Below are 23,261 nucleotides of genomic sequence, written 5' to 3'. Positions count from 1 at the left end.
AAATAATGAAGATTTCAACCGCCTCAATTCAATATCAAGCATCTAATTATAACAATCAGGCTTTAGTAGAAACAGAGCCGCAACCTAAAGATGACGAATCACAAGAACAACCTGACTATGTTTTATCAGAGTTTTTAGATGCAAAGGTTCAAAAATACAGCGAAGATAACGCAACATTTGCTGAGCAATATCAAAATTTAGAAAAGGCATATAAATATTTCACCCAGCAAGTGGTTGCATTGCAAGAGCAAGTAAATAAGCTTAAGCAGAGCACGGTACAACGTAGTTTAACCATAGATAATAGCCAATATGGGCCAGCTGAAGGCGAGAGTCGCTTAACTATGGATACTGAGCATATCGGGGCTAAAAAATATAAAACCGAGCAACAACAAGAAGAGATAAATAGATTGCAGCTGCAACTTAGTGAGGTGAAGTCTCAGCAGGCAGCAATAAAACAACAAATTATTGAGCTAGTAATCAACGAAATGAAAAGGCGAGGCGACGACTTCACTGTTTAACCTTGTAATGTACGCAGAGAAGTTAGTTTTTAAACTCAATTTTTCCTATTTCAAGCCTAAATTCCCCCGCCTGCTTACCAGCAATCATAAAGCCAAGCTGCTTTATCTCTTTGAAGCTAATTGTAGGCTGTTGTTCAAGTAAACGGCCGCGATAAGTAAGCTGAAAATCTTCAGGTAAAAACTCAATATTAAGCCACTCACTTTTCGTGGTACTGAACGAACGTGTATAAGCCGCCCCATCCATGTACTCATTAGTTCTTAAACGTAATTGGTAGGTTTGACCATCGCCCTTAACACGCAGCACTATTTTAGTAATGTTTTGGTTTTTTACATCTAATAGCGTTCGGATAGAAGCAAACCCTCCATTGTTTGCAAGCGATACGTTGCCTGTAAACACTAAATTGCCGTCATCTTGTAAAACCTGACTATTAGAAATGCCACCCATCACCGAATCATTAACCACATACCAGCGAGCATTGGCGTTTGCCTCGGTAGTGGCAAACAGTAAGTTAAACACAAAAAGTGATGAGAGTTGTTTGGTGGTCATGAGTAATTCCTAGTAGCTTTTATATTTAACACGATACAGTAGATTAATTGTTCACTCTTTTAAGAATTAATCTACACCTAGCGGCTATCTTTAATATTAACTCTCGTTATCCATTTTATTCGCTTGAGCAAAAATTAAAAAGCGCGTAATTTAACCGCGTTACCTATTTTAATAACAAGTATAATAATGAAAGCACAAGAATTAGAACAATTAGCGTTATCTAAAGCCGAAACCCGAGAAGTGATCACGCCTTATGCCTTTAAGGTTGATAATGCTTTACTTGGCTTGCCTTTGGCTTCGCCGACTCGGCGAGCATTAGCTATGATTATCGATGTAGCATTAATATTCTTAGCTGCAAAGATCAGTGCGACAATTATTGCATTCGTTGCTGCTATGGCGTTTTACAAAGGAACGGCGCAGCAATACCTTCCTAAAATGTCGAATGTGTGGCGAAGAATATTAAAAATAGTAGCAGCAAGTATTTTATTTGTAAGTGCTCTTGCTGTGCTTTCAATTGGCATAGATTACTTAGAAGGCGCTGACCCTGATCAAGGCTTAACTGTTCAAGGCTTAAAAATACAAGATGACATTGAGCTTAATTCCACAGAAAAAAAGCAGGTAAATGCTTACTTAGTGCAAACAGCCGACGAAAGCTGTGAGCAATCTTGTCAACAAAATGCACTTGATAACTTGATAGGGCAAGTACCCAAATTAGCCGAAATGGACGACCTACAAAACCCACAACTTGCTAAAGCATTTTTACAATTATTAGTGCTAGGTGAAAATAACGGATTAAAGCTTGCGCAGTTAATAGAAGATAAACCTGTACAAACAACCACACACAGTATTTTGCAGTGGGGTAAAGGGATCATTCAAGATTTAGGTTTGGGTTTTGGCTGGGCGGCTGTGTACTTCACACTGTTTTCTTTATTATGGCGCGGTCAAACCCCTGGTAAAAAGCTCTGTAATACTCGAGTGGTTGGATTAAATGGTGAACCGCTGGGTTTACTTGATTGTTTTGGCCGCTACGGTGGTTACGGCGCAGGTTTTGCAACCGGCTTGTTAGGCTTTTTACAAGTGTACTGGGACCCAAACAGGCAAGCCATTCAAGATAAAATATCAGCCACTGTGGTTATTCAAGGGAATGTGAATCAAGCTGTCAATGTGCAAACAGTGGAAGAGGCTGTAAAAAGTTAACTTTGCTCTTATTACAAGGATGGTTATGAAAGTTTTATTGATTGTATTTATTAATCTGTATTTTATTACGGTTGCGTATGCTTCAGAAAATATTGTGTTAGCAAAAGCGCATCAGCTTAAGTCTGTTGTTTTAGGTGAGCAACGCAGCTTCAGCATTTTTTGAAAATAAAAGCGCACTCGAGCGATAATTTAAATATAAATCAACGTTACTTTGAAGATGAAACTCATGGCACAGTCGCTGCCCTTAGTTGGTATTATGGGTTAAAAAGTATACTTAAAAGATAATTTTATCATTGAAGTTGAATGGGAGTTTAATTGCTAAACATAAAGCACAAAGAGTTTCATAAAAGTTTTTTATATCTATTAATTATATTCGTACTAATGAGCTATTTAGTATTGCTCATTGGATGGTACGAGTTTAACGATCCTGCTCTTATTGCTAATGAGCGATTACATTTTATAGAGCTAGTAGTGCTACCTATATTAACCATGGCAGTAATATATATATTATTTAAAAAGTATAGGTGTGATCACAACTTTAATTATTTAATAACTCGTCACTTTTTTAAAGGTAGTAGGCTAGTAAAAGGGTTCTTGATAATAATGTACCCTTGTTTAATCTATATGGCGTTGTGGAAATTTAGCGTAGTTCCCATTATGTATTATGCTGAAAATAATTTAGGCGAACTGTGGTCTGAAGAATATTTTTTAACTGATGTAACTACATGTATTATAAATGATCAGCAGCAATGTATAACATTAAACATTGCTGATTTATCCACTGGTGAAGAGCATTCGTTTAGATGGTACTTAGATACGGACGAGCTACAAACACTTAAAAACAAAAAAATAAATTTAGCCGGTGAAAAAAGTTACTTTGGCTATCTTGTTAACGAAATACAATGGTAAAAACGAAAGGGAATTAAATGAAAAGTAATAATTTTAATGAGAGCATAAAAGGCTTTTTTTGGGGTATTGGATTTGTAATAGCTGTACTTGGCGGCATTAGTGCGTTCGCCCTTACAATCGCCGCTGATGTTGACAGTGGATTTAAAACAATGGTTTCTAATAAAGCATTAGAAACAAGTGATGAATTTAACAATGACTATAATCTAACTCTTTCTGAAATATACAAAGAAAATGGTCAAGTAAGAATCGCGGCTGAATTAAAAAATATTACTAACGAGAGCATTTATACGGGAACCGTTATTGCTTCTACATTTGACGAAAGTGGCAAGTTTATTGGTAACTGTGTAGGCAAAAGCACAGACAGCTTTCTAGAACCTAGCGAAATTAGTTATGTTGACATTAAATGCAATTTATTTAGATCACAAGCAAGTAAAGTTCACTCGACAAAGCTTAAAATTAAGTGGTTTTAGGCATGTATTCAATTTTTTTAGAGTTAAGTGTAGATGCTAAATAAGCTATTTAGTTGGGAGCGTGGGCGGCAAAGATCAGGTTACGACAAGATGCTGCTCTGTCGTATTTTTGCTCCTTTTAAGTTTGATGTTTATTTGATTAAATTTCCACAAGGGAGTGAAATAAAACCGCATATCGATAACGTTAAAACTGGTCGGCACTTTAGGCTCAATATTATATTAAAACATGCCGCCAAGGGTGGTGAGTTTATTTGTGACAACCCAATTATAAATTACCACCGAGTTAAGCTGTTCAGGCCTGATATAGAACAGCACCAAGTATCAAAAATAGAAAAGGGCAGTCGTTATATTTTAAGCATAGGCTGGATTAAAAAATAGATTTGCGAAGGTTGGTTAGATACCAGAGCAACCTTTCTCTTACTGATAGCTGACAACTAATAGTTATCAGCTATAAATTACTTCTTAAACCTAACCCCAAATCCAATCATACCCAATAACAATATAACTCCCCATACAAACCCATTGCCGTATTGGCTATACACGCTATCCCCTTGCATGAGCTTTATATTGGCTTTGAGTGTGGTAGCTTTAAACTGTGGCATAGTTTGGCGTGTTTGGCTTATGGGGTCGTATACGCCACTTATACCGTTGTTGGTAACACGCACTAGTGGGCGTTGTAGTTCTAGGGCGCGCATGCGGGCAATTTGCATATGCTGGTGAGGGCCGATTGAATCACCAAACCAAGCATCATTACTCACCGTGAATAATATGTCTGAGTCGCTTTTATAATTGCCACGCACTAGATCGGCAAATACTATTTCGTAGCAAATAGCGGGCAGCAGGTTAAAGCCATTCGCACGTAAGTTATTTTGCACTTTATCACCGCGCGAGAACGATGACATGGGTAAATCAAATAACGGAGCTATGGGGCGGAGTATGTCTTCAAAGGGAACAAACTCACCAATCGGGAGTAATTGATGTTTTTGATAGCGGTTACTGTCTAAGTAACGATAGTGGCCGTGTTCATCATTTTGCTCTTTGTTACCGACCACAATTAGCGTATTGAAAATGGTTTTAGTGTCGCGTTGGTAATCGACAATACCGGTCACTAATGCAGTTTTATTGAATGAGGCGGCACTGTCTAAGCCTGCTAAATACGAATCGGCAAGCGCTTCTATCTCAGGCACTGCAGCTTCAGGCCACACGATTAAATCGGCATCCCAGTGACGGCGCGTCATATCTTGATACTTACTCATGGTGGTCCAAAACTCATTGGGGTCAAACCGCAAGTGTTGTTTTATATTACCTTGTACAAGCAGCACAGAGAGGTCTTTATCGGAGTAATGGGTTACCTTTGTAAAGTGTGCGCCTGTGAAGGCAAGCAAAACCACAGCAGCGGTAACAACAGGCATTTTAAATTGTTTTTGGGTTAAGCTGTACAATGCAAAGCCTATGGCAATACATAATAGCGTGAGCCCAAATTCACCAATTAAAGAAGCAAGGGCATTCAGAGGGCTATCGGTTTGTGTATAACCAAAGCTTAACCAAGGAAAACCAGTTAACAGGTTGGCACGCAAATATTCACTAATAGCAAAACAAGGGAGTAATAGCGCTGCAAAACTTATAGAGCCGTTTGAAAAGCGAGTGGTTGCCCACAGCGCCAGCGCAGGAAATAACGCAAGGTAGCTACAAAGCAGTGCCATTAATGCAATTGAGGCGATAAGTGGCATACCGCCAAAGGTGGCGATAGAAACATGTACCCAACTTATACCTGCACCAAACCAGCCTAAACCAAATATAAAGCCATACTTAGCGGCTGTTTTAGCATGTACTTTTCCATTGAGGTTTGCAGGAATACAAAAAAATAGCGAGCCTATGCTAAAAAATACAATCGGCCAAATACCAAAAGGCGCGTAGCTAAAAGTTAAAACAAGGCCCGCAACCAGTGCGAGCCATGCTTTTTTATCTTTTGCTAGTAGGGTGAGACTAGTTAGCAGTTTCTTCACTGTCGTTATCATCAGCCTTAGGAATGGTGACTTGCAGTTGCAATATACGACGATTATCAGAATTGGTTACTTTAAACTGAAATCCCTCTATATCGATGGTTTCGCCACGGCTCGGCATATGGCCAAAGGCGTGTAACACGGTACCACCAATAGTGTCGGCATCTTGCGAGCTGTAACCTGATTTAAAATGCTCGTTAAAGTCATCTACAGGGGTCAGTGCTTGCACAACGTAAACATGTTTAGCCAGTTGTCGAATATCTTGTTGTTCTTCTTCTTCATCGTGCTCATCTTCGATTTCGCCAACAATGATCTCAAGAATATCTTCAATGGTTACTAAACCCGATACACCGCCGTATTCGTCTATCACGATTGCCATATGGTAACGTTGCTGACGAAATTCATTAAGCAGGGTATCCACCCGTTTACTTTCAGGCACTACCATGGCAGGGCGCAAATAGTCACGTAGCGATGGTAAATGCTCATCTTTATTTAAAATGAGGGGTAATAAGTCTTTTGCGAGTAAAATCCCTTCTACATGGTCTTTATCTTCACACACTACCGGAAAACGAGAGTGGGTAGAGTCAACCATCATAGGTATGTGCTCTTCAAGCGGGCTATCAATTTCCAAAGTGACCATTTGTGAGCGCGGGATCATAATATCTCGCACTTTGAGCTCAGACACGCCAAGCACACCTTCAATCATTTCTTTGGTTTCAGGATCGATTACATCCCGCTCTTGGGCATCGGCAATTACCTCAACCAGCTCTTCTCTATTCTGGGGTTCCCCTTGCAACATCTGGGTTATACGACCCAGCCAAGTTTTGCCAGAAGAACCCTGGCTAGATTGCGAGTTATCGTCGCTCATTACGTCTAATTGCTCCGTTTATTTAAATATCGTCCCGATATGGGTCTGCTATGTTTAGTTCAGCAAGTAATTGCTTTTCTATACTTTCCATCTCTAACGCGTCTTCACTCTTTATATGGTCAAATCCAAGTAAATGCAAGCATCCATGAATAACCATATGAGCAAAGTGGTCATGAAATGACTTTTCTTGCTCTTGCGCCTCAGCCAAAACAATGGCAGGACAAATAATTAAGTCACCCACAAGTGGGATATCAATACCCGGTGGCGCTTCAAATTCAAATGATAATACGTTGGTAGGCTTATTTTTACCTCGGTAGTCATTATTGAGCTGTTGCGACTGTTCCTCATCGCTGATGACAATGGTCAGCTCAGACTCATCACGATATTGGCTAAGTACTTTATCGGCCCACATGGCAAACTGCTCAAGGCTGGGTAAGTTGTCAAACTCACACGCTATTTGTAAATCAAGTTCTGTTTTCACGGTATTACTCTTTAGTAGCAGGTTGCTCTTGAGCGGCAAGCGCTTCTTTGGCTTGTTGTTTCTCTAATCGCTTAAGGCGTTCACGCTCATCGTTGCGCTCATACGCTTCTACAATGCGGGCTACTACAGGGTGGCGTACCACATCGTGCGATTTGAAAAAGTTAAAGCTAATTTCATCAACGCCATCCAATACTTCAATAGCATGGCGAAGACCAGAGCGCGCACCTCGAGGTAAATCAACTTGGGTTATATCGCCGGTGATCACTGCTTTAGAATTAAAACCAATACGGGTTAAGAACATTTTCATTTGCTCTGTGGTGGTATTTTGGCTTTCATCTAAAATAATAAACGCATCATTAAGTGTGCGCCCACGCATGTAAGCCAATGGCGCAATTTCAATGATGTTTTTTTCAATCAGTTTTTCAACACGCTCAAAGCCAAGCATTTCAAATAAGGCATCGTAAAGTGGGCGTAAGTAAGGGTCTATTTTTTGGCTTAAGTCACCCGGTAAAAAACCGAGTTTTTCACCCGCTTCAACCGCAGGGCGAGTGAGCAATATGCGGCGTATTTCTTGGCGCTCTAGTGCATCAACTGCCGCTGCAACTGCAAGATAGGTTTTACCTGTACCTGCAGGGCCAATACCAAAGGTAATGTCGTGGTGCAAAATATTAGCAACATACAAGCCTTGGTTATCGTTTCGCGGTTTAATAACGCCACGACGGGTTTTAATCATCATTTCTTTGCCATAGGCGCTACTAGAGGTGTCTTGCTCAAGCGCTTTAGACTCAGTGATGGCTAAATGGACGTTGTCAGGCTCAATTTCGCCAATTTCCCCACGTACAGGTTGAGTATCAATATAAAGGTTTTTTAAGATCTCTACCGCGCCGGCGCTACTGTGTAGTTTACCGGTTACTTTAAAAAAGTTATCACGATGAATAATTTCAACACCTAGACGGCGTTCAATTTGTTTGATGTTTTCGTCAAACGGGCCACATAATGAAGAAAGGCGTTTGTTGTCGGCAGGTTCTAAATAAATCTCTAATGTTTTTAACTGATTACTCAAAATTACTTCCTATTACAGTGCGCCAGCGTTAACTGGCGCAATGAATTTTTGCAACTAAGGTACGAAAGTAGCAACGCCAATTTCGTTAGCTGTCTCGGTTTTTTGCTCACTCGCTGCTTTAGTTAAAATAGCAGAAGGCGCAATTTCGCGGCGTAAGTTCATTTCTGATTCTGTACGAATTAAATCGCCACGTAAAGAGTTTGGTAACGCTTCGGTAATACGTACATCAACAAACTGACCGATCACTGTGTGTGGGCCAACAAAGTTAACTACACGGTTATTTTCAGTTCGGCCACGTAGTTCCATCGGGTTCTTCTTAGAAGGACCTTCAACTAAAATACGTTGCTCAGTATCAAACATTTGGCGGCTAATTTGCTGTGCCATTTGCGTAATACGGTTTTGCAATAAGTACAGGCGCTCTTTTTTCTCTTGCTCTGTTACGTCATCTGGTAAATCGGCCGCTGGTGTACCTGGGCGTGCGCTGTAAATAAAGCTAAAGCTCATATCAAAACCAATATCGTTGATAAGGTTCATGGTAGCTTCAAAGTCGGCCTTGCTTTCACCTGGGAAACCTATGATGAAATCTGACGACATGCTTAGGTTAGGGCGAATTTTACGTAGCTTACGAATTGTTGATTTGTACTCAAGAGCAGTATGGCCGCGTTTCATTAAGTTTAAAACACGGTCTGAACCACTTTGTACTGGAAGGTGTAAGTGATCAACCAGCTCAGGCACATCAGCGTACGCATCAATAATGTCTGGTGTAAACTCTACAGGGTGTGAGGTGGTGTAACGAATACGGTCAATCCCGTCAATTGCAGCCACTAAACGAATTAGATCTGAGAAATAGCAAATTTCACCATCGTGTGTATCACCACGATATGCATTTACGTTTTGACCTAATAGGTTAACTTCACGTACGCCTTGCTCGGCTAACTGTGCAACTTCTAATAATACATCATCAACAGGGCGGCTTACTTCTTCACCACGGGTGTAAGGCACAACACAGAAAGTACAGTATTTAGAACAACCTTCCATAATTGATACAAACGCAGAAGGACCTTCCGCTTTAGGTTCAGGTAAGCGGTCAAATTTTTCAATCTCAGGGAATGAAATATCAACTACAGATGAACCTTTATCGCCTTGTACTTGTTTAATCATCTCAGGTAAACGGTGCAAAGTTTGTGGACCAAAAATAACATCTACAAACGGAGCACGTTGGCGAATTGAATCACCTTCTTGTGATGCAACACAGCCACCAACACCAATAATAAGGTCTGGTTTGTCATCTTTTAATAACTTCCAACGACCTAGTTGGTGAAATACTTTTTCTTGCGCTTTTTCACGAATTGAACAGGTGTTAAGTAAGATAACATCAGCATCAGCAGCTTCTTCAGTTAGCTGATAGCCGTTGGTAGCATCTAGAAGATCAGCCATTTTCTGAGAGTCGTATTCGTTCATCTGACAACCCCAGGTTTTAATATGCAGCTTTTTGCTCATTGAAATATAGCCTCGTGTTCAATTCGATAGTGGCACAAATATGTGCTAGAAACAGGTATAAGTGGCGGAATTATTAAAATTTCGCTCGACTTAAAGGACGCGTATTTTAGCTGGATACACGCTCAAAACCAAGTATAGATTTCATGTTTGTGATCTGAAATCAATATAGTATGGGTTTAATAATAGAATTAAGCGAAGCGCTCACACTGAGCAAACTAATTACGATACAATCTAAGCAGAGTTAAGTCAGAATTAAAATGATGAAAAACATGGCTAAAAATAATGTAATTGTAGTAGGGGGCGGCATGGTTGGTGCCGCTATGGCTATTAAATTAGCGCAACAAGGCAAAGTCGTACGTGTTATTGAAAAACATCCAATAGATGCATCACAGGTACTTAACAGTGATGACGTTGATATACGTGTTTCGGCTATTAATCGCTTTTCGGAAAAACTGCTTGATCAGCTCGGTGCGATGCCATTACTGAGAGCAAATAGATTGGCTCCCTATGAACAATTAGAGACCTTTGAACGAGGTAACGATCATTTATTATTTGATTGTCATGGTATTAACACCACCCATTTAGGTCATTTAATTGAGAATAAGCTAATTCAAGCCAGTTTATGGCAGCAATTTGAGCAACATAATATTGAAATGATTAATCCTTTGTCGGCTTTAACAGCAATAGAGCAAAACCCTGATAGCATTAGCTTGCACTACAACGAACAAAGCTATACTGCTGATTTAGTCATTGCAGCGGATGGTGGGCAATCACAATTACGTAGCAAAGCCAATATTGGTATAACTGGTTGGCAATATCAGCAGCATTGTATGGGCGTGCTAATAAAGCTCGATGCACCACAACAAGTTAAAACATGGCAGCAGTTTACACCTACAGGGCCTGTTGCGTTTTTACCTATGCAAGCACCTTATGCAAATTTAATTTGGTATGACGATGCAAATACCCTCAAAGCATTTAAAGCCCTACAACCTAGCGAATTAAAAGCTCATATTATTGAAAAGTTTCCAAAGCTTGCTGGTGATTTTGAAGTACAAAGCCATGCTATATTTCCTCTGGCAAGGCAGCATGCCAATAATTATTCACAAGGCAGACTCGTTTTAGTGGGTGATGCGGCGCACACCATTAATCCTCTGGCAGGACAGGGTGTTAATTTAGGCTTTCAAGATGTAGCTGCTTTAGCTGAAGTGTTACGTACAGCTGATGATGTAGGGTGCCCGCTAATGCTTAAAGAATACGAGCGTAGTCGTCGTAACGCTAATTTGTTAATGATGAGTATGATGGATGCTTGCTACTTTGGTTTCTCAAATCAAATAGCCCCATTAAAATGGGCGCGCAGCACATTTTTAAAGTTAGCTAATAATACAGGGCCGGTAAAAAATTGGGTGCTTAGATACGCGATTAGTGGCAAGTTAGATTAAATTCGCTTACATAAATCTAGATTCTTATAATAATAACAAGTGCCGCTTATGTGGCACTTGTAAACGGAGATAAATTTAGTTCCACATACCTGAACGAGAGTACATATATTCAGCGCTTGCGCACCAATTAACATCTTCCCATGTAAAGTCAGTGTAGTAGATTTTATCAACACATGCTGTCATTGAACTTTCGACTTTATAAACGTCAACTATACATGTTGTTCCATCACAACTGGCTGAACGGTCATATGTACCATCAAAAACCCAAACAACATTAGAAACAGCTTTAGAGGTATTAACCTTAAATGCTATTTTCGGGTGAAAATTAGGGTTACTTTCACCGCCAAAGCACATGTTTTGTGAGTAATTGTCGTAAGCCATTGTGTCTACATAACACGACACTGAGTTTGCAAGTACATTTGCTGAAAAAAGACCCGAAAACAAAGCAATGATTAAATATATTTTTTTCATGATAACTATCCTTATTAAGTTTATATAGCTCTTTATTTGAGCAAAACAAACATTACCATAAAAGGTACACCTGTCAACTTTTCATTAACATTTTTTACATAAATACCTAAATTGGGTCTAATTGCTTTTATCTGAGTGACTAATATCAATACGTAATAATAATTAATCATTTTGAGCGGGTAAGTTAGGCTCTTTAAGCATTAAAAGTTTTTTATTTGGAGTTAGCGAGATTTTTGCTTTGCTGTCGACAATTTCTTTGCTTAAAAATGTTGTATTGGATAATAAAAGTAGAAGTAATGATAAATTATTTTTAATCTAGTGTGGAGGTGTAATCAAAGATGTGTGCAAATTGGCTGGGATACCAGGATTTGAACCTGGGAATGCCAGGATCAAAACCTGGTGCCTTACCGCTTGGCGATATCCCAACTCTAAATTTGGATGAGTTTTAGTTCTAGTTAAGAACATGGTGCGGAAGGAGAGACTTGAACTCTCACATCCTAAGATACTGGAACCTAAATCCAGCGCGTCTACCAATTCCGCCACTCCCGCATACAGGATTATATTTATACTCTTAACAGAGTTTTCTTGTACAACATTCTTTGGTAGAAGAAGTTGGCTGGGATACCAGGATTTGAACCTGGGAATGCCAGGATCAAAACCTGGTGCCTTACCGCTTGGCGATATCCCAACTAAGAAATTGCTGATAGTTTTAATTCTTATCAAGAATGTGGTGCGGAAGGAGAGACTTGAACTCTCACATCCTAAGATACTGGAACCTAAATCCAGCGCGTCTACCAATTCCGCCACTCCCGCATACAAATTTATATTTAGACTCCTAACAGAGTATTTCTTAATTCAACGTTCTTTGGTAGAAGAAGTTGGCTGGGATACCAGGATTTGAACCTGGGAATGCCAGGATCAAAACCTGGTGCCTTACCGCTTGGCGATATCCCAACTAAGAAATTGCTGATAATTTTAATTCTTATCAAAGAATATGGTGCGGAAGGAGAGACTTGAACTCTCACATCCTAAGATACTGGAACCTAAATCCAGCGCGTCTACCAATTCCGCCACTCCCGCATTATCACTTTGAATTAATCAAAGAAATGGTAGTTATTTTAAACTCTTCATTGAGTTGCAATTTAACTCTTGCAGAGCCACTTCTAGAAAAGAAATGGTGGCTAAGACGGGATTTGAACCTGTGACCCCATCATTATGAGTGATGTGCTCTAACCAGCTGAGCTACTTAGCCATTGTTGGCTGGGATACCAGGATTTGAACCTGGGAATGCCAGGATCAAAACCTGGTGCCTTACCGCTTGGCGATATCCCAACAATAAACAATTGATAGTTTTAATTCTTATCAAGAATATGGTGCGGAAGGAGAGACTTGAACTCTCACATCCTAAGATACTGGAACCTAAATCCAGCGCGTCTACCAATTCCGCCACTCCCGCATTATTACTTTGAATTAATCAAAGAAATGGTAGTTATTTTAAACTCTTCATTGAGCAACAAAAAATAAATGGTGGCTAAGACGGGATTTGAACCTGTGACCCCATCATTATGAGTGATGTGCTCTAACCAGCTGAGCTACTTAGCCATCTTTTTTGTTAGCACTTCATCGCTGAGTGCGGGGCGTATTATGCTGATATGCCCCAAATTCGTCAACACCTTTTTTGCAAAAAAACACTTAAGTTGGTTTGTTTGCAGGAAAAATAGGCTAACCGGCTACTTTTTAATTAAAACGTTGCTTTTTTAACACTCTTTATGAGCTGAGTATTATAATTTTAGCTTTGCTTTACGTTTTGAAGCTTATTACTAGGGTAGACTAATATTCGGCTGAAAATAAAAAAGGCCCGTAAAAACGAGCCTTTTAAAACAATTAGCCACTCAAGGTGGTGCGGTGTTTAATTATACGTTGAACAAGAAGTTCATTACATCGCCATCTTTAACAATGTATTCTTTACCTTCTTGACGCATTTTACCTGCTTCTTTTGCACCGCTTTCGCCTTTACATGCAATAAAGTCATCAAAAGCAATTGTTTGTGCACGGATAAAGCCACGTTCAAAGTCGGTATGGATTTTACCTGCAGCTTGTGGCGCTGTTGCACCCACAGGGATAGTCCATGCACGAACTTCTTTTACACCCGCAGTAAAGTAGGTTTGTAAGTGCAGTAATTCATAACCGCCACGAATAACAAGGTTAAGCCCAGGCTCTTCAAGACCAAGGTCAGCCATAAACTCTAACTTGTCTTCATCTTCAAGCTCAGAAAGCTCAGACTCGATAGCGGCACACACAGGTACTACAACCGCATCTTCAGCGGCAGCTATTTCACGCACACGATCAAGTAGTGGGTTATTTTCAAATCCATCTTCAGCAACGTTAGCAATATACATAGTTGGTTTGATGGTTAAGAAGTTAATAGGCGCAATTGCTGCTTTTTCTTCTTTTGTTAGTGCTAAAGAACGTAAAGTTAAGCCTTCATCAAGATGCACTTTTACTTTTTCAAGTACTGCATTTTGCTCTTTTGCGTCTTTATCACCGCCTTTTGCTTTTTTTGCATTACGGAAAATTGCTTTATCAGCACTGTCCATATCAGCAAGCACAAGCTCAGTGTTGATCACGTCAATGTCGTCCGCAGGGTCAATAGTACCCGCTACGTGAATAACGTTTTCATCTTCAAAACAGCGAACTACATGGCCAATCGCATCAGTTTCACGAATATTTGCTAAAAACTGATTGCCTAGGCCTTCACCTTTCGATGCACCTTTAACTAAACCTGCAATATCCACAAATTCCATACTGGTTGTAAGAATACGTTGTGGGTTAACAATTTTAGCAAGTTCGTCTAGGCGAGGATCTGGCACCGGTACCACACCTGTATTAGGTTCAATGGTACAAAAAGGAAAGTTAGCGGCTTCAATACCCGCTTTAGTCAATGCATTGAAAAGTGTTGATTTACCAACATTAGGCAAGCCAACGATGCCACATTTAAAACCCATAGTAAGATACCTTGTTTAGATTCGTTTAAAACGTGTGTACGTATACCCCTAAAAACTAGGGTTTAAACGAATGTAGTCTGTTTTGTGCTTTTAACACACCGTCTTTAGCAAGTATTTCCATACAACGAACTGCTTCATCAACTGCGGCATCCATTTTTTCCTGATCTTCCTTGGCTGCTTTTCCAAGCACCCAACCGGTGACCATTTCACGATGTCCTGGATGACCAACACCTATGCGTAAGCGCATAAAGTCTTTTTGATTTGCCATTTTTGCAATAATGTCTTTTAAGCCATTATGACCGCCATGTCCGCCGCCTTTTTTTAATTTGGCAACGCCTGGGTCTAAATCCAATTCATCATGGGCGACAAGTATGTCTTCCACTGGGATTTTAAAAAAATTGGCTAAACTACTCACCGCTTTGCCACTTAAGTTCATGTAAGTGGTGGGGATCAGTAATTTGAATTCTTTGCCTTGAATAATCACTTTGCCAGTAAGGCCGTGATATTTAGGGTCGTGTTTTAGCGTGCAGTTGTAGCGTGCAGCGAGTTCTTGAATGAACCAAGCACCTGCGTTGTGGCGTGTATTTGCGTATTCGGGGCCTGGATTAGCCAGGCCCACAAGCATTTGAATAGAATTCAAGGTGCGAGACCTTAAATATTATTCTGCAGCGTCTGAAGCGTCGTCTTCAGTTGGAGCTGCTTTGTTAGCTTTGATAGTAACGATAGACTGATCGTGGCCTTCGCCTTTACCAAGCTCAACAGATTGAACACCTTTAGGGAACGCAAGATCTGTAAGGTGGATTGAATCACCAGCTACAAGATCAGATACGTCTACTTCGATGAATTCTGGAAGTGACTTAGGAAGACAAGAAATCTCAACTTCAGTTAACTGGTGAACAACAGTTGCACCTAACTTAGTTACTTTATCTTCACCGATGAAGTGTAAAGGAACCTTAGTTACTAGTTTGTGAGTTGCGTCTACACGTTGGAAATCAAGGTGAGTAAGCTTAGGCTTGAAAGGGTGACGTTGGATATCTTTTAAGATAGCTTCAACTTTCTCGCCACCTACATTTAATGTAAGGATGTGAGTGTAAAAGCCTTCGTCTTCTTGTGCTTTGATCATATCTTTATGTTCAAAAGTAAGCGATAAAGCTTCTTTATCAGCTCCATAAAGGATTGCCGGCACTTTGTCTTCGCGACGTAGGCGGCGGCTCGCACCAGTACCAGTTTCTACGCGAAGTTCAGCGTCATAAGTATAAGTTGTGTTAGACATGATGTCTCCAATAATTAAAAGTGTTAGGGCCTTTGCGACCAAGGTCCCTAGCCAAAAGGCGCGCTATCATACCACTGCGGGTTTATAAAATAAACATCACCTACAAAAAAAGCGCCAAAAGGCGCTTTTATACTCATTAATGTTTAACTTTAATGTTCAAACATTGCCGAGATAGATTCTTCGTTGCTAATGCGACGAATAGTCTCTGCTAACATATCTGCAAGTGTTAATACTTTAACAATATCAAGCGCTTTTAGTTCGTCAGACAGTGGAATTGAGTCAGTTACAATCACTTCATCAATCACAGAGTTACGTAAGTTTTCTGCAGCTGTACCAGAAAGAATAGGGTGAGTAGCGTAAGCAAATACACGTTTAGCACCATGCTCTTTAAGAGCTTCAGCTGCTTTACACAATGTACCACCGGTATCAATCATGTCATCAACAATAATACAATCACGACCTTCAACGTCACCAATAATATGCATTACTTGAGAAACGTTAGCTTGAGGGCGACGTTTATCAATAATAGCTAGGTCGGTATCGTTCAATAGTTTTGCAATTGCACGGGCACGTACAACACCACCAATATCAGGAGATACAACAACCACGTCATCAAAGTCGCGGTTTTTCATATCTTCTAATAATACCGGGCTGCCAAATACGTTATCTACTGGTACATCGAAGAAGCCTTGGATTTGCTCAGCATGTAAATCAACCGTAAGAACGCGGTCAACACCTACACTTGATAAGAAATCCGCAACCACTTTAGCTGTAATTGGCACACGCGCAGAACGTACACGACGATCTTGACGAGCATAACCAAAATAAGGAATAACAGCAGTGATACGACCGGCAGATGCACGGCGTAGCGCATCAACCATAACGATAAGTTCCATTAGGTTATCGTTAGTAGGGGCACAGGTTGATTGTAAGATAAAAACATCCGAGCCACGAACATTTTCATTAATTTGAACACTGATCTCACCGTCACTAAAACGGCCAACAACAGCATCGCCTAATTCAATATATAAACGTTTTGCAACTTTTTGAGCTAGGTCAGGTGTTGCGTTACCAGCGAAGAGCTTCATGTCAGGCACGGTAGGGTTCCTCAGGCACTGAATTTTTGGACTAACTTACATTGAATGAACAAAGTAGGTTAACTTATGATTACTTGTACGTTACTTCATTTATCAATGATGGCGGCTAACTCCGTGTGAGCAGGAGAAGTATTAACGCTCGATGCGATAAACCCCTGCCAAGTATGGGGGAGGTTAGCAAGTACATCTTGTGCTTGAACTTGACTAGCAAATTCAACAAAACAACATGAACCTGTTCCGGTCATCTTTGATGGGGCGTATTTTAGCAACCACTGCAGGGTTTTTTCAACCTCGGGACACAGCTTTTTCACTAAAGGCTCACAATCGTTAGTTAAAACCTGTTGTTGCCAGTCACCTGAAAGTTTAGGCGTGTCACGTTTTAAATCGGGGTGAGTAAATATTTGTGCAGTACTGACATGCTGGTTTGGAAAAACAACGCAGTACCATTTTTGTGGCAATTTAACATACTCTAATTGCTCGCCAATGCCATGTGCTATGGCGCTTTTACCTTTAATGAATACAGGTACGTCTGCACCGAGCTTCAAGCCTAAATCTGCAAGTTCATCTAGTGTAAGAGCGGTATTCCACAGTGTATTCAGCGCTAAAAGTGTTGTTGCGGCATCGGATGAACCACCACCAACACCTCCACCCATAGGCAAACGTTTAGTTAAATTTATTTTTGCACCTAAATTCACTTTACACTGAGTTTGCAATAATAAAGCTGCTTTATAAATTAAGTTGTCAGTTAGTGCAATGCCATGAGTGTCACCGCTAATACTAATATTTTTATCATTAGTAAGCGTAAAATGGAGCTCGTCGCCATAGTTTAAAAATGTAAACAGGGTTTCTAATTCATGATAGCCATCATCACGGCGACCATTAATATGTAAAAATAAATTTAGCTTCGCCGGCGCAATCAGCGAAAGTTCAAAGGGAGTATTCATAATTAGTTAAACTGCCAATCGTAGAGTTTGATTTTAATTTTAATCTTTTGATGGGTTAAGGTTAGCGCGTTAGGTAACCAAAAACCGTGTTTTTGTATGTAACTGGTGTAGTTTATTTGCCATTTTTTGCCAGCGTCATCAAACCATAACACGCTTTTAGCACGGCCTAATTGATCGACTTCTAAGGTTTGATCGTCAATAGTGGCTTTTAACCACTGACCGGCGTTATTTACCGGTAAAGTAAACCCCGTTAAGCGTTGTAAAAGTTTACTCGCATTAGTATCAAAAAACTGTTGATCATCAAATATTAATTCAGCCCCCACTGCGGTTTGTTTGAGCGATAAAATTCGGGTGCCAATAAATGTGGTTAACACTAAATGATTACTATTTTGTGTTTGTTGCCAATTTAAGTTAGCAGATTGGCGCTCATCAGGGCTAATAAACGCTAATTTACCTTCCACCTGCCAAGTTTTTTGTGTACTAAGACGTAACTTCCAGTCTTCGTAAGTTTTTGTATTGTAGTTGTTTTTATTGGCGCAGCCCGTTAAAAAAATAATTAACAGGGTTAAAATAAAATATTGTCGAGTCAAATGTTGTTCCTTACTTTCCATATTCCTGAGATTTTTGATAAAATTGCCGCCTATGAAGTAGGGCTCAGCAATATTTGGCAGATATGACCATAATAGCACTTGGTATTAATCACAAAACCGCATCCGTAGATTTACGAGAAAAAGTGGCCTTTTCGCCTGAGCAAATTTCAGAGGCGCTACAGCAATTAAGTGGTCATGCCGACTTTAATGAAGCGGTTATTGTATCTACCTGTAATCGCACTGAAGTGTATTGTAGCCTTGCGCAACAAAATTCCCAAACATTGTTGCAATGGTTAGCCAGTTTCCATGGTTTAGATGAACATGAACTGAGTAAAAACATCTACTGTTATGAAGACAGCGCAGCAATAAACCATTTAATGCGTGTAGCCTGCGGGCTTGATTCGCTGGTATTAGGTGAACCACAGATTTTAGGGCAAATAAAGCAAGCGTATAACAGTGCTAAAACCCACGATGCGGTGGGTGTAACTTTTGATCGTTTGTTTCAAAAAACCTTTTCAGTGGCAAAAGAAGTACGCACCGAAACTAACATTGGTGCGAGTGCAGTCTCGGTTGCGTTTGCTGCGGTTAATCTTGCAAAGCATATTTATGGCAAATTAGACAAAACCAAGGTGCTATTAATTGGTGCTGGTGAAACCATTGAGCTGGTAGCAAAACATTTATACCAAAATGAGCCACAAAAAATAACGGTAGCTAATAGAACAATAGAACGCGCTCGCGGCTTAGCGGATGAAGTGTCAGCAGATGTTATTGCCTTGGCACAATTACCAGAACGATTACACCAAGCCGATATTGTTATTAGCTCCACTGCCAGTACTTTACCTATTATTGGTAAAGGGGTGGTGGAACAAGCACTGAAACAACGTCGTTATAAGCCTATGCTATTTATAGATATTGCTGTACCACGCGATATTGAAAGCCAAGTCGGAGAGCTTGACGACGCTTATTTATATTCTGTTGATGACTTACAAGCCATTGTTAGCGAAAACATGGCTGCACGTGAGCAAGCGGCAGAACAAGCACAAATTATTATTAGTGAGCGCACCAAAGAGTTTTTTATGTGGCTGCGTTCACTTGATTCAGTGGATTTAATTCGCCACTACCGTAATGATGTACAAACTACAAAAGCAGAACTTGTAGATAGGGCCCTTAGCCAGCTAAATACAGGTAAAAATGCAGAAAAAGTAATTTTAGAGCTAGCCAATAAGTTAACCAATCGCTTAATGCACGCGCCTACCCGTGCCATCCAAGATGCAGCGAAAAAAGGTGAAGTGGCTCAGCTAAATCAATTAAAAAAAATGTTAGGTATAGATCAGGAATAACAGTTAAATGAAAGAGTCCGTTTATCGTAAATTAGAAACCTTAGTTGAGCGCTATGAAGAAGTACAAGCGTTACTAAGTGACCCATCGGTCATTAGTGATCAAAACCGCTTTCGTGCTCTTTCAAAAGAATACTCTGAGCTTGAAGAGGTGGTAAAAACATTTTTAGCTTACCAGCAAGCACAAGAAGACTTGAGCAGCTCTGAAGAAATGCTTAAAGATTCAGACCCTGAAATGCGCGAAATGGCACAAGAAGAATATAAAGAAGCAAAAGCACAGATTTCGACTTTAGAAGACGACATTCAAGTTTTAATGTTACCTAAAGATCCAAAAGACAATAATAACGTGTTTTTAGAGGTTCGTGCAGGAACAGGGGGCGATGAAGCGGCTATTTTTGCTGGCGACTTATTCAGAATGTACAGCCGTTACGCAGAAACAAAAAAATGGAAAGTAGAAGTTGTTACCACCAACGAAGGTGAGCACGGTGGTTATAAGGAAGTAATTGCTAACATCAGCGGTGAAGGTGTTTACGGACAATTAAAATTTGAATCAGGCGTTCACCGTGTACAACGTGTCCCTGAAACTGAGTCTCAAGGCCGTGTACATACCTCAGCATGTACTGTAGCTGTTATGGCTGAAGTACCAGAAGCAGAAGCCATCGAAATCAATACTGCCGATATTAAAGTTGATACTTTTAGAGCGTCGGGAGCGGGTGGTCAGCACGTAAATAAAACCGACTCTGCCATTCGTATTACCCATTTACCTACGGGTGTGGTGGTTGAGTGTCAAGATGAGCGCTCTCAGCATAAAAACCGTGCTAAAGCGATGTCGGTATTGGCTGCGCGCCTTCAGCAAGCTGAAGATGAAAAGCGTCATGCTGCTGAAGCATCAGAACGTCGTAACTTAGTTGGTAGCGGCGATCGTTCTGAGCGTATTCGTACATACAACTATCCACAAGGTCGTATTACCGATCACCGTATTAACTTAACGCTTTATCGTCTTAATGAAGTGGTAGCAGGTGATTTAGGCGCCGTTGTTGAGCCACTAATGCAAGAGCATCAAGCCGATTTACTTGCTGCAATGGGCGACGATTAATCGTGACCCCTTCTGTTGAAAACGCTATTGCTACAGGTGCTAATTTATTAGCATCAAGTAGTGATAGCGCAAAGTTAGATGCACAAGTTTTACTGCTCAATATTTTACAAAAGCCACGAAGTTATTTATTTACTTGGCCTGAAAAACAGCTCACAGATGAGCAGTATCAGGCATTTCAACGTGCCTGTGAACGTCGCTTACAAGGCGAACCTGTTTCGCATATTACCGGCTGTCGTGAATTTTGGAGTTTGCAGTTTGAAGTGAACCCAACAACGCTAATCCCTCGACCTGATACAGAAACCTTAGTTGAGCTTGCGCTTGAGTGCAAAGTGCCTAAAAACGCGAAAGTACTTGATTTAGGCACGGGCACGGGAGCTATAGCACTGGCACTTGGGAGCGAAATGCCCTCATGGGATATTATTGCTGTTGATCGTATTGATGATGCGGTAGCGTTGGCAAAGCGCAACCAAGAGCGATTAGCTATTAATAATGTGACTGTTGAGCAGAGTAACTGGTTTAGTGCGTTAAAAAACAAAAAATTTGATCTAATTGTAACCAATCCACCCTATATAGAACATGACGATGTTCACTTACATCAAGGCGACGTGCGCTTTGAACCTTTGTCTGCATTAGTCGCAGATGATGCAGGAATGGCTGATATTAAACAAATAATTACACAATCACGTGACTATTTACACGCAAGTGGCTATCTTTTAATTGAACACGGATTTGAGCAAAGTGCAGCTGTGCGTCATATTTTCAATCAAATGGCGTTTATAAATGTAAGCACAGTGAAAGATCTTGGTAATAACGACCGCGTAACGTTCGGACAATGGCCCTAAATTATTTATAGTAGCTCCGTTGTTTGTTTGCATATGGTTTAAGGAATTCTATGTGATGGAAGATTTTTTATTTTCAAATGAACAACCACCTGAAGTAGCAAGTGAAGAGCAAGGAACATGGAAAGTTTTAATAGTTGATGATGAGCCAGAGGTTCACGCTGTTACCCGTTTAGCATTGAGTGACTTTAAGTTCCAAGATAAACGTTTGGAATTTATTAGCGCATATTCAGGTGCAGAAGCAAAAAAGTTAATTGATGAGCACCCAGATGCAGCCATCATCCTACTCGATGTTGTTATGGAAACTGACGACGCTGGTTTGCAAGTCGCGAAATACATACGCAATACCGTTAAAAATAATTACATTCGTATCATTTTACGCACTGGGCAACCAGGTCAAGCCCCTGAGCGTCAAGTCATTGTCAATTACGACATAAATGACTACAAATCTAAAACAGAACTCACCGCACAAAAACTATTCACCGTGATGATGGCTAGTCTTCGTTCGTATCGCGATATTATTTCTATTGAGCAGTCACGTGAGGGGCTGGAAAAAATAATAACCGCCTCTCGCAATATTTTTGCAACTCATTCAATGGATAACTTTATTGAAGGGGTGATGCAGCAGCTAACGTCTTTACTTAATGTGGCCGACGAAGCTATGTATGCCACTACCTTAGTTGCGCAAAATCCGTCAGAGGAATTAAATAAAAAACTGATTGTTTGCTCTGGCACTGGTGATTTTGCTAAGCGCGAAGGGGAAGAGCTAGAAACAGTATTAGCAGCAGATCAACTCTTAGCGTGCCAAGAAGCCCTAGCTAACAAAGCAATTGTGTACAAAGATGACTATTTGTTTGCCTATTGTAGTAGTAAGTTTAATCATAATTCGATGTTATTTGTATCCGGGGTGCCATCGAAACTGACAGATACGCAACGAAATCTAATCGAAATTTTTTCTCAAAATGTGCAGTTGGCATTTGAAAATGTACAATTACATACTGAAGTTGAAGCTACCCAACAAGAACTTGTTTATCGTTTAAGTGAAGCGGTTGAACAACGCTCATGCGAGACGGGTAATCACGTAAAGCGGGTTGCTTATATTTGTTATGAGTTAGCAATAGGATATGGATTATCTGAAGAGCAAGCGAATTTAATTCGTTTTGCATCGCCTTTACATGATGTGGGTAAAATAGGTATTCCGGATGCTATTTTAAATAAACCCGGTAAATTAAACAGTGATGAGTGGGAAGTTATGAAAACCCATGCAGGCAAAGGCTACGCCATTTTAAAAGATTCACCGCGTAAAATAGTCAGTGCAGGGGCCTTAATTGCACAGCAACATCACGAAAAATGGGATGGGTCTGGTTACCCTTGCGGCTTAAAAGGCGAGAGTATCGATATTTATGCTCGCATAGTGGCATTGGCCGATGTGTATGATGCACTGCGTCATAAACGGTGTTATAAAGGTGCGTGGACACTTGAAGAAGCCGTTGCTGAGATCAATGCAAACAAAGGTACGCATTTTGATCCTAAACTTGTTGATGTATTCAATGATAAACTTGAAGAACTTGAAGCGGTAATTTTACGCTTTCCTGATAAAGCACATAACTAAAC

Annotated in this window: 24 protein-coding genes and 10 tRNA genes; 11 read left to right on the top strand and 23 right to left on the bottom strand. The window is 40.3% G+C overall.

What is annotated here, in order from left to right:
- The first annotated feature begins 5 nt into the window (after window positions 1–5).
- Window positions 6–518, top strand: coding sequence for a hypothetical protein (locus P3J6_RS14945; protein ID WP_178956306.1), 513 nt, complete (start codon window positions 6–8; stop codon window positions 516–518).
- 22 nt (window positions 519–540) lie between these two features.
- On the opposite strand, the gene P3J6_RS14940 is transcribed toward P3J6_RS14945, so the two are convergent.
- Window positions 541–1,065: a CIA30 family protein gene (locus P3J6_RS14940; protein WP_198523438.1), complete on the bottom strand. Its 525-nt coding sequence runs from the start codon at window positions 1,063–1,065 to the stop codon at window positions 541–543.
- Between the two features lie 186 nt (window positions 1,066–1,251).
- On the opposite strand from P3J6_RS14940, the gene P3J6_RS14935 reads away from it, so the two are divergent.
- From P3J6_RS14935 to P3J6_RS14915, 5 genes are all read left to right on the top strand, one after another.
- Window positions 1,252–2,262 carry an RDD family protein gene (locus tag P3J6_RS14935; RefSeq protein WP_198523437.1) on the top strand — a complete coding sequence of 337 codons (1,011 nt, stop codon included), beginning with the start codon at window positions 1,252–1,254 and terminating at the stop codon, window positions 2,260–2,262.
- A 25-nt stretch (window positions 2,263–2,287) separates the two neighbouring features.
- Entirely contained in the window at window positions 2,288–2,425 is a 138-nt protein-coding gene (locus P3J6_RS14930; RefSeq protein ID WP_198523436.1) for a hypothetical protein, read from the top strand.
- 461 nt (window positions 2,426–2,886) lie between these two features.
- Complete coding sequence (locus tag P3J6_RS18870) at window positions 2,887–3,171, top strand: hypothetical protein (RefSeq protein ID WP_232735511.1); 285 nt, start codon at window positions 2,887–2,889, stop codon at window positions 3,169–3,171.
- Window positions 3,172–3,188: 17 nt separating this feature from the next.
- Entirely contained in the window at window positions 3,189–3,641 is a 453-nt protein-coding gene (locus P3J6_RS14920) for an ATPase (protein ID WP_198523434.1), read from the top strand.
- A gap of 33 nt (window positions 3,642–3,674) precedes the next feature.
- A complete protein-coding gene (locus P3J6_RS14915; RefSeq protein ID WP_198523433.1) occupies window positions 3,675–4,019 on the top strand; it encodes a 2OG-Fe(II) oxygenase in 345 nt (114 codons plus the stop codon).
- Window positions 4,020–4,096: 77 nt separating this feature from the next.
- Here P3J6_RS14915 and lnt read toward each other — a convergent pair whose 3' ends face one another.
- Genes lnt through miaB form a run of 5 tightly spaced genes read right to left on the bottom strand, consistent with a single transcriptional unit; the run spans window position 4,097 to window position 9,556 of the window.
- On the bottom strand, window positions 4,097–5,647 hold the full coding sequence (lnt, locus tag P3J6_RS14910; protein ID WP_198523432.1) for an apolipoprotein N-acyltransferase: 1,551 nt from the start codon (window positions 5,645–5,647) through the stop codon (window positions 4,097–4,099).
- On the bottom strand, window positions 5,628–6,512 hold the full coding sequence (corC, locus tag P3J6_RS14905; RefSeq protein ID WP_010388331.1) for a CNNM family magnesium/cobalt transport protein CorC: 885 nt from the start codon (window positions 6,510–6,512) through the stop codon (window positions 5,628–5,630). Before corC ends, lnt begins: the two co-directional genes overlap by 20 nt.
- Before the next feature lie 22 nt (window positions 6,513–6,534).
- Window positions 6,535–6,993, bottom strand: a complete 459-nt coding sequence (ybeY, locus tag P3J6_RS14900; protein ID WP_010388332.1) for an rRNA maturation RNase YbeY — start codon at window positions 6,991–6,993, stop codon at window positions 6,535–6,537.
- A gap of 4 nt (window positions 6,994–6,997) precedes the next feature.
- Entirely contained in the window at window positions 6,998–8,056 is a 1,059-nt protein-coding gene (locus P3J6_RS14895) for a PhoH family protein (protein ID WP_024601601.1), read from the bottom strand.
- A gap of 54 nt (window positions 8,057–8,110) precedes the next feature.
- Window positions 8,111–9,556, bottom strand: a complete 1,446-nt coding sequence (miaB, locus tag P3J6_RS14890; RefSeq protein ID WP_010388336.1) for a tRNA (N6-isopentenyl adenosine(37)-C2)-methylthiotransferase MiaB — start codon at window positions 9,554–9,556, stop codon at window positions 8,111–8,113.
- A 257-nt stretch (window positions 9,557–9,813) separates the two neighbouring features.
- Between miaB and P3J6_RS14885 the strand changes: the two genes are divergently transcribed.
- The gene (locus tag P3J6_RS14885) at window positions 9,814–10,995 is read left to right on the top strand and encodes an FAD-dependent monooxygenase (RefSeq protein ID WP_198523431.1); all 1,182 of its coding nucleotides are present in this window, start codon (window positions 9,814–9,816) and stop codon (window positions 10,993–10,995) included.
- A 75-nt stretch (window positions 10,996–11,070) separates the two neighbouring features.
- On the opposite strand, the gene P3J6_RS14880 is transcribed toward P3J6_RS14885, so the two are convergent.
- The 17 genes from P3J6_RS14880 to lolB form a co-directional block, all read right to left on the bottom strand.
- Window positions 11,071–11,466 (bottom strand): hypothetical protein, encoded by a 396-nt coding sequence (locus P3J6_RS14880; RefSeq protein ID WP_178956297.1) that lies wholly within the window; start codon window positions 11,464–11,466, stop codon window positions 11,071–11,073.
- Window positions 11,467–11,816: 350 nt separating this feature from the next.
- A tRNA-Gln gene (locus P3J6_RS14875) sits at window positions 11,817–11,891 on the bottom strand.
- Window positions 11,892–11,930: 39 nt separating this feature from the next.
- Window positions 11,931–12,015: transfer RNA gene (locus P3J6_RS14870), tRNA-Leu, on the bottom strand.
- 64 nt (window positions 12,016–12,079) lie between these two features.
- Window positions 12,080–12,154: transfer RNA gene (locus P3J6_RS14865), tRNA-Gln, on the bottom strand.
- A gap of 40 nt (window positions 12,155–12,194) precedes the next feature.
- Window positions 12,195–12,279: transfer RNA gene (locus P3J6_RS14860), tRNA-Leu, on the bottom strand.
- Window positions 12,280–12,345: 66 nt separating this feature from the next.
- Window positions 12,346–12,420 (bottom strand) — tRNA-Gln (locus P3J6_RS14855).
- A gap of 41 nt (window positions 12,421–12,461) precedes the next feature.
- A tRNA-Leu gene (locus P3J6_RS14850) sits at window positions 12,462–12,546 on the bottom strand.
- 95 nt (window positions 12,547–12,641) lie between these two features.
- Window positions 12,642–12,718 (bottom strand) — tRNA-Met (locus P3J6_RS14845).
- A gap of 5 nt (window positions 12,719–12,723) precedes the next feature.
- Window positions 12,724–12,798 (bottom strand) — tRNA-Gln (locus P3J6_RS14840).
- A 39-nt stretch (window positions 12,799–12,837) separates the two neighbouring features.
- Window positions 12,838–12,922, bottom strand: a tRNA-Leu gene (locus tag P3J6_RS14835).
- Between the two features lie 69 nt (window positions 12,923–12,991).
- A tRNA-Met gene (locus tag P3J6_RS14830) sits at window positions 12,992–13,068 on the bottom strand.
- A gap of 311 nt (window positions 13,069–13,379) precedes the next feature.
- Entirely contained in the window at window positions 13,380–14,471 is a 1,092-nt protein-coding gene (ychF, locus tag P3J6_RS14825; RefSeq protein WP_008115165.1) for a redox-regulated ATPase YchF, read from the bottom strand.
- 55 nt (window positions 14,472–14,526) lie between these two features.
- Window positions 14,527–15,111 carry an aminoacyl-tRNA hydrolase gene (pth, locus tag P3J6_RS14820; RefSeq protein ID WP_008115166.1) on the bottom strand — a complete coding sequence of 195 codons (585 nt, stop codon included), beginning with the start codon at window positions 15,109–15,111 and terminating at the stop codon, window positions 14,527–14,529.
- A gap of 18 nt (window positions 15,112–15,129) precedes the next feature.
- Window positions 15,130–15,744, bottom strand: a complete 615-nt coding sequence (locus P3J6_RS14815; protein WP_010388341.1) for a 50S ribosomal protein L25/general stress protein Ctc — start codon at window positions 15,742–15,744, stop codon at window positions 15,130–15,132.
- Window positions 15,745–15,893: 149 nt separating this feature from the next.
- A complete protein-coding gene (locus P3J6_RS14810; RefSeq protein WP_008115168.1) occupies window positions 15,894–16,841 on the bottom strand; it encodes a ribose-phosphate pyrophosphokinase in 948 nt (315 codons plus the stop codon).
- 86 nt (window positions 16,842–16,927) lie between these two features.
- Entirely contained in the window at window positions 16,928–17,785 is an 858-nt protein-coding gene (ispE, locus tag P3J6_RS14805; RefSeq protein WP_054202471.1) for a 4-(cytidine 5'-diphospho)-2-C-methyl-D-erythritol kinase, read from the bottom strand.
- A 2-nt stretch (window positions 17,786–17,787) separates the two neighbouring features.
- Window positions 17,788–18,375: a lipoprotein insertase outer membrane protein LolB gene (gene lolB, locus P3J6_RS14800; RefSeq protein ID WP_138608924.1), complete on the bottom strand. Its 588-nt coding sequence runs from the start codon at window positions 18,373–18,375 to the stop codon at window positions 17,788–17,790.
- An 83-nt stretch (window positions 18,376–18,458) separates the two neighbouring features.
- Here lolB and hemA point away from each other — a divergent pair, with 83 nt between their 5' ends.
- Genes hemA through P3J6_RS14780 form a run of 4 tightly spaced genes read left to right on the top strand, consistent with a single transcriptional unit; the run spans window position 18,459 to window position 23,259 of the window.
- The gene (hemA, locus tag P3J6_RS14795) at window positions 18,459–19,715 is read left to right on the top strand and encodes a glutamyl-tRNA reductase (RefSeq protein ID WP_175610046.1); all 1,257 of its coding nucleotides are present in this window, start codon (window positions 18,459–18,461) and stop codon (window positions 19,713–19,715) included.
- 7 nt (window positions 19,716–19,722) lie between these two features.
- Window positions 19,723–20,808: a peptide chain release factor 1 gene (gene prfA / locus P3J6_RS14790; RefSeq protein WP_178956296.1), complete on the top strand. Its 1,086-nt coding sequence runs from the start codon at window positions 19,723–19,725 to the stop codon at window positions 20,806–20,808.
- Between the two features lie 2 nt (window positions 20,809–20,810).
- Window positions 20,811–21,650, top strand: a complete 840-nt coding sequence (gene prmC / locus P3J6_RS14785; RefSeq protein ID WP_198523430.1) for a peptide chain release factor N(5)-glutamine methyltransferase — start codon at window positions 20,811–20,813, stop codon at window positions 21,648–21,650.
- Between the two features lie 55 nt (window positions 21,651–21,705).
- A complete protein-coding gene (locus tag P3J6_RS14780; RefSeq protein WP_198523812.1) occupies window positions 21,706–23,259 on the top strand; it encodes a DUF3369 domain-containing protein in 1,554 nt (517 codons plus the stop codon).
- Window positions 23,260–23,261: the final 2 nt, after the last annotated feature.

This window comes from Pseudoalteromonas sp. 3J6 (assembly GCF_903995135.1).
Classification (GTDB): domain Bacteria; phylum Pseudomonadota; class Gammaproteobacteria; order Enterobacterales; family Alteromonadaceae; genus Pseudoalteromonas.
The sequence above is the reverse complement of the archived record's forward strand: the minus strand, read 5'-3'. Positions and strand labels throughout refer to the sequence as shown.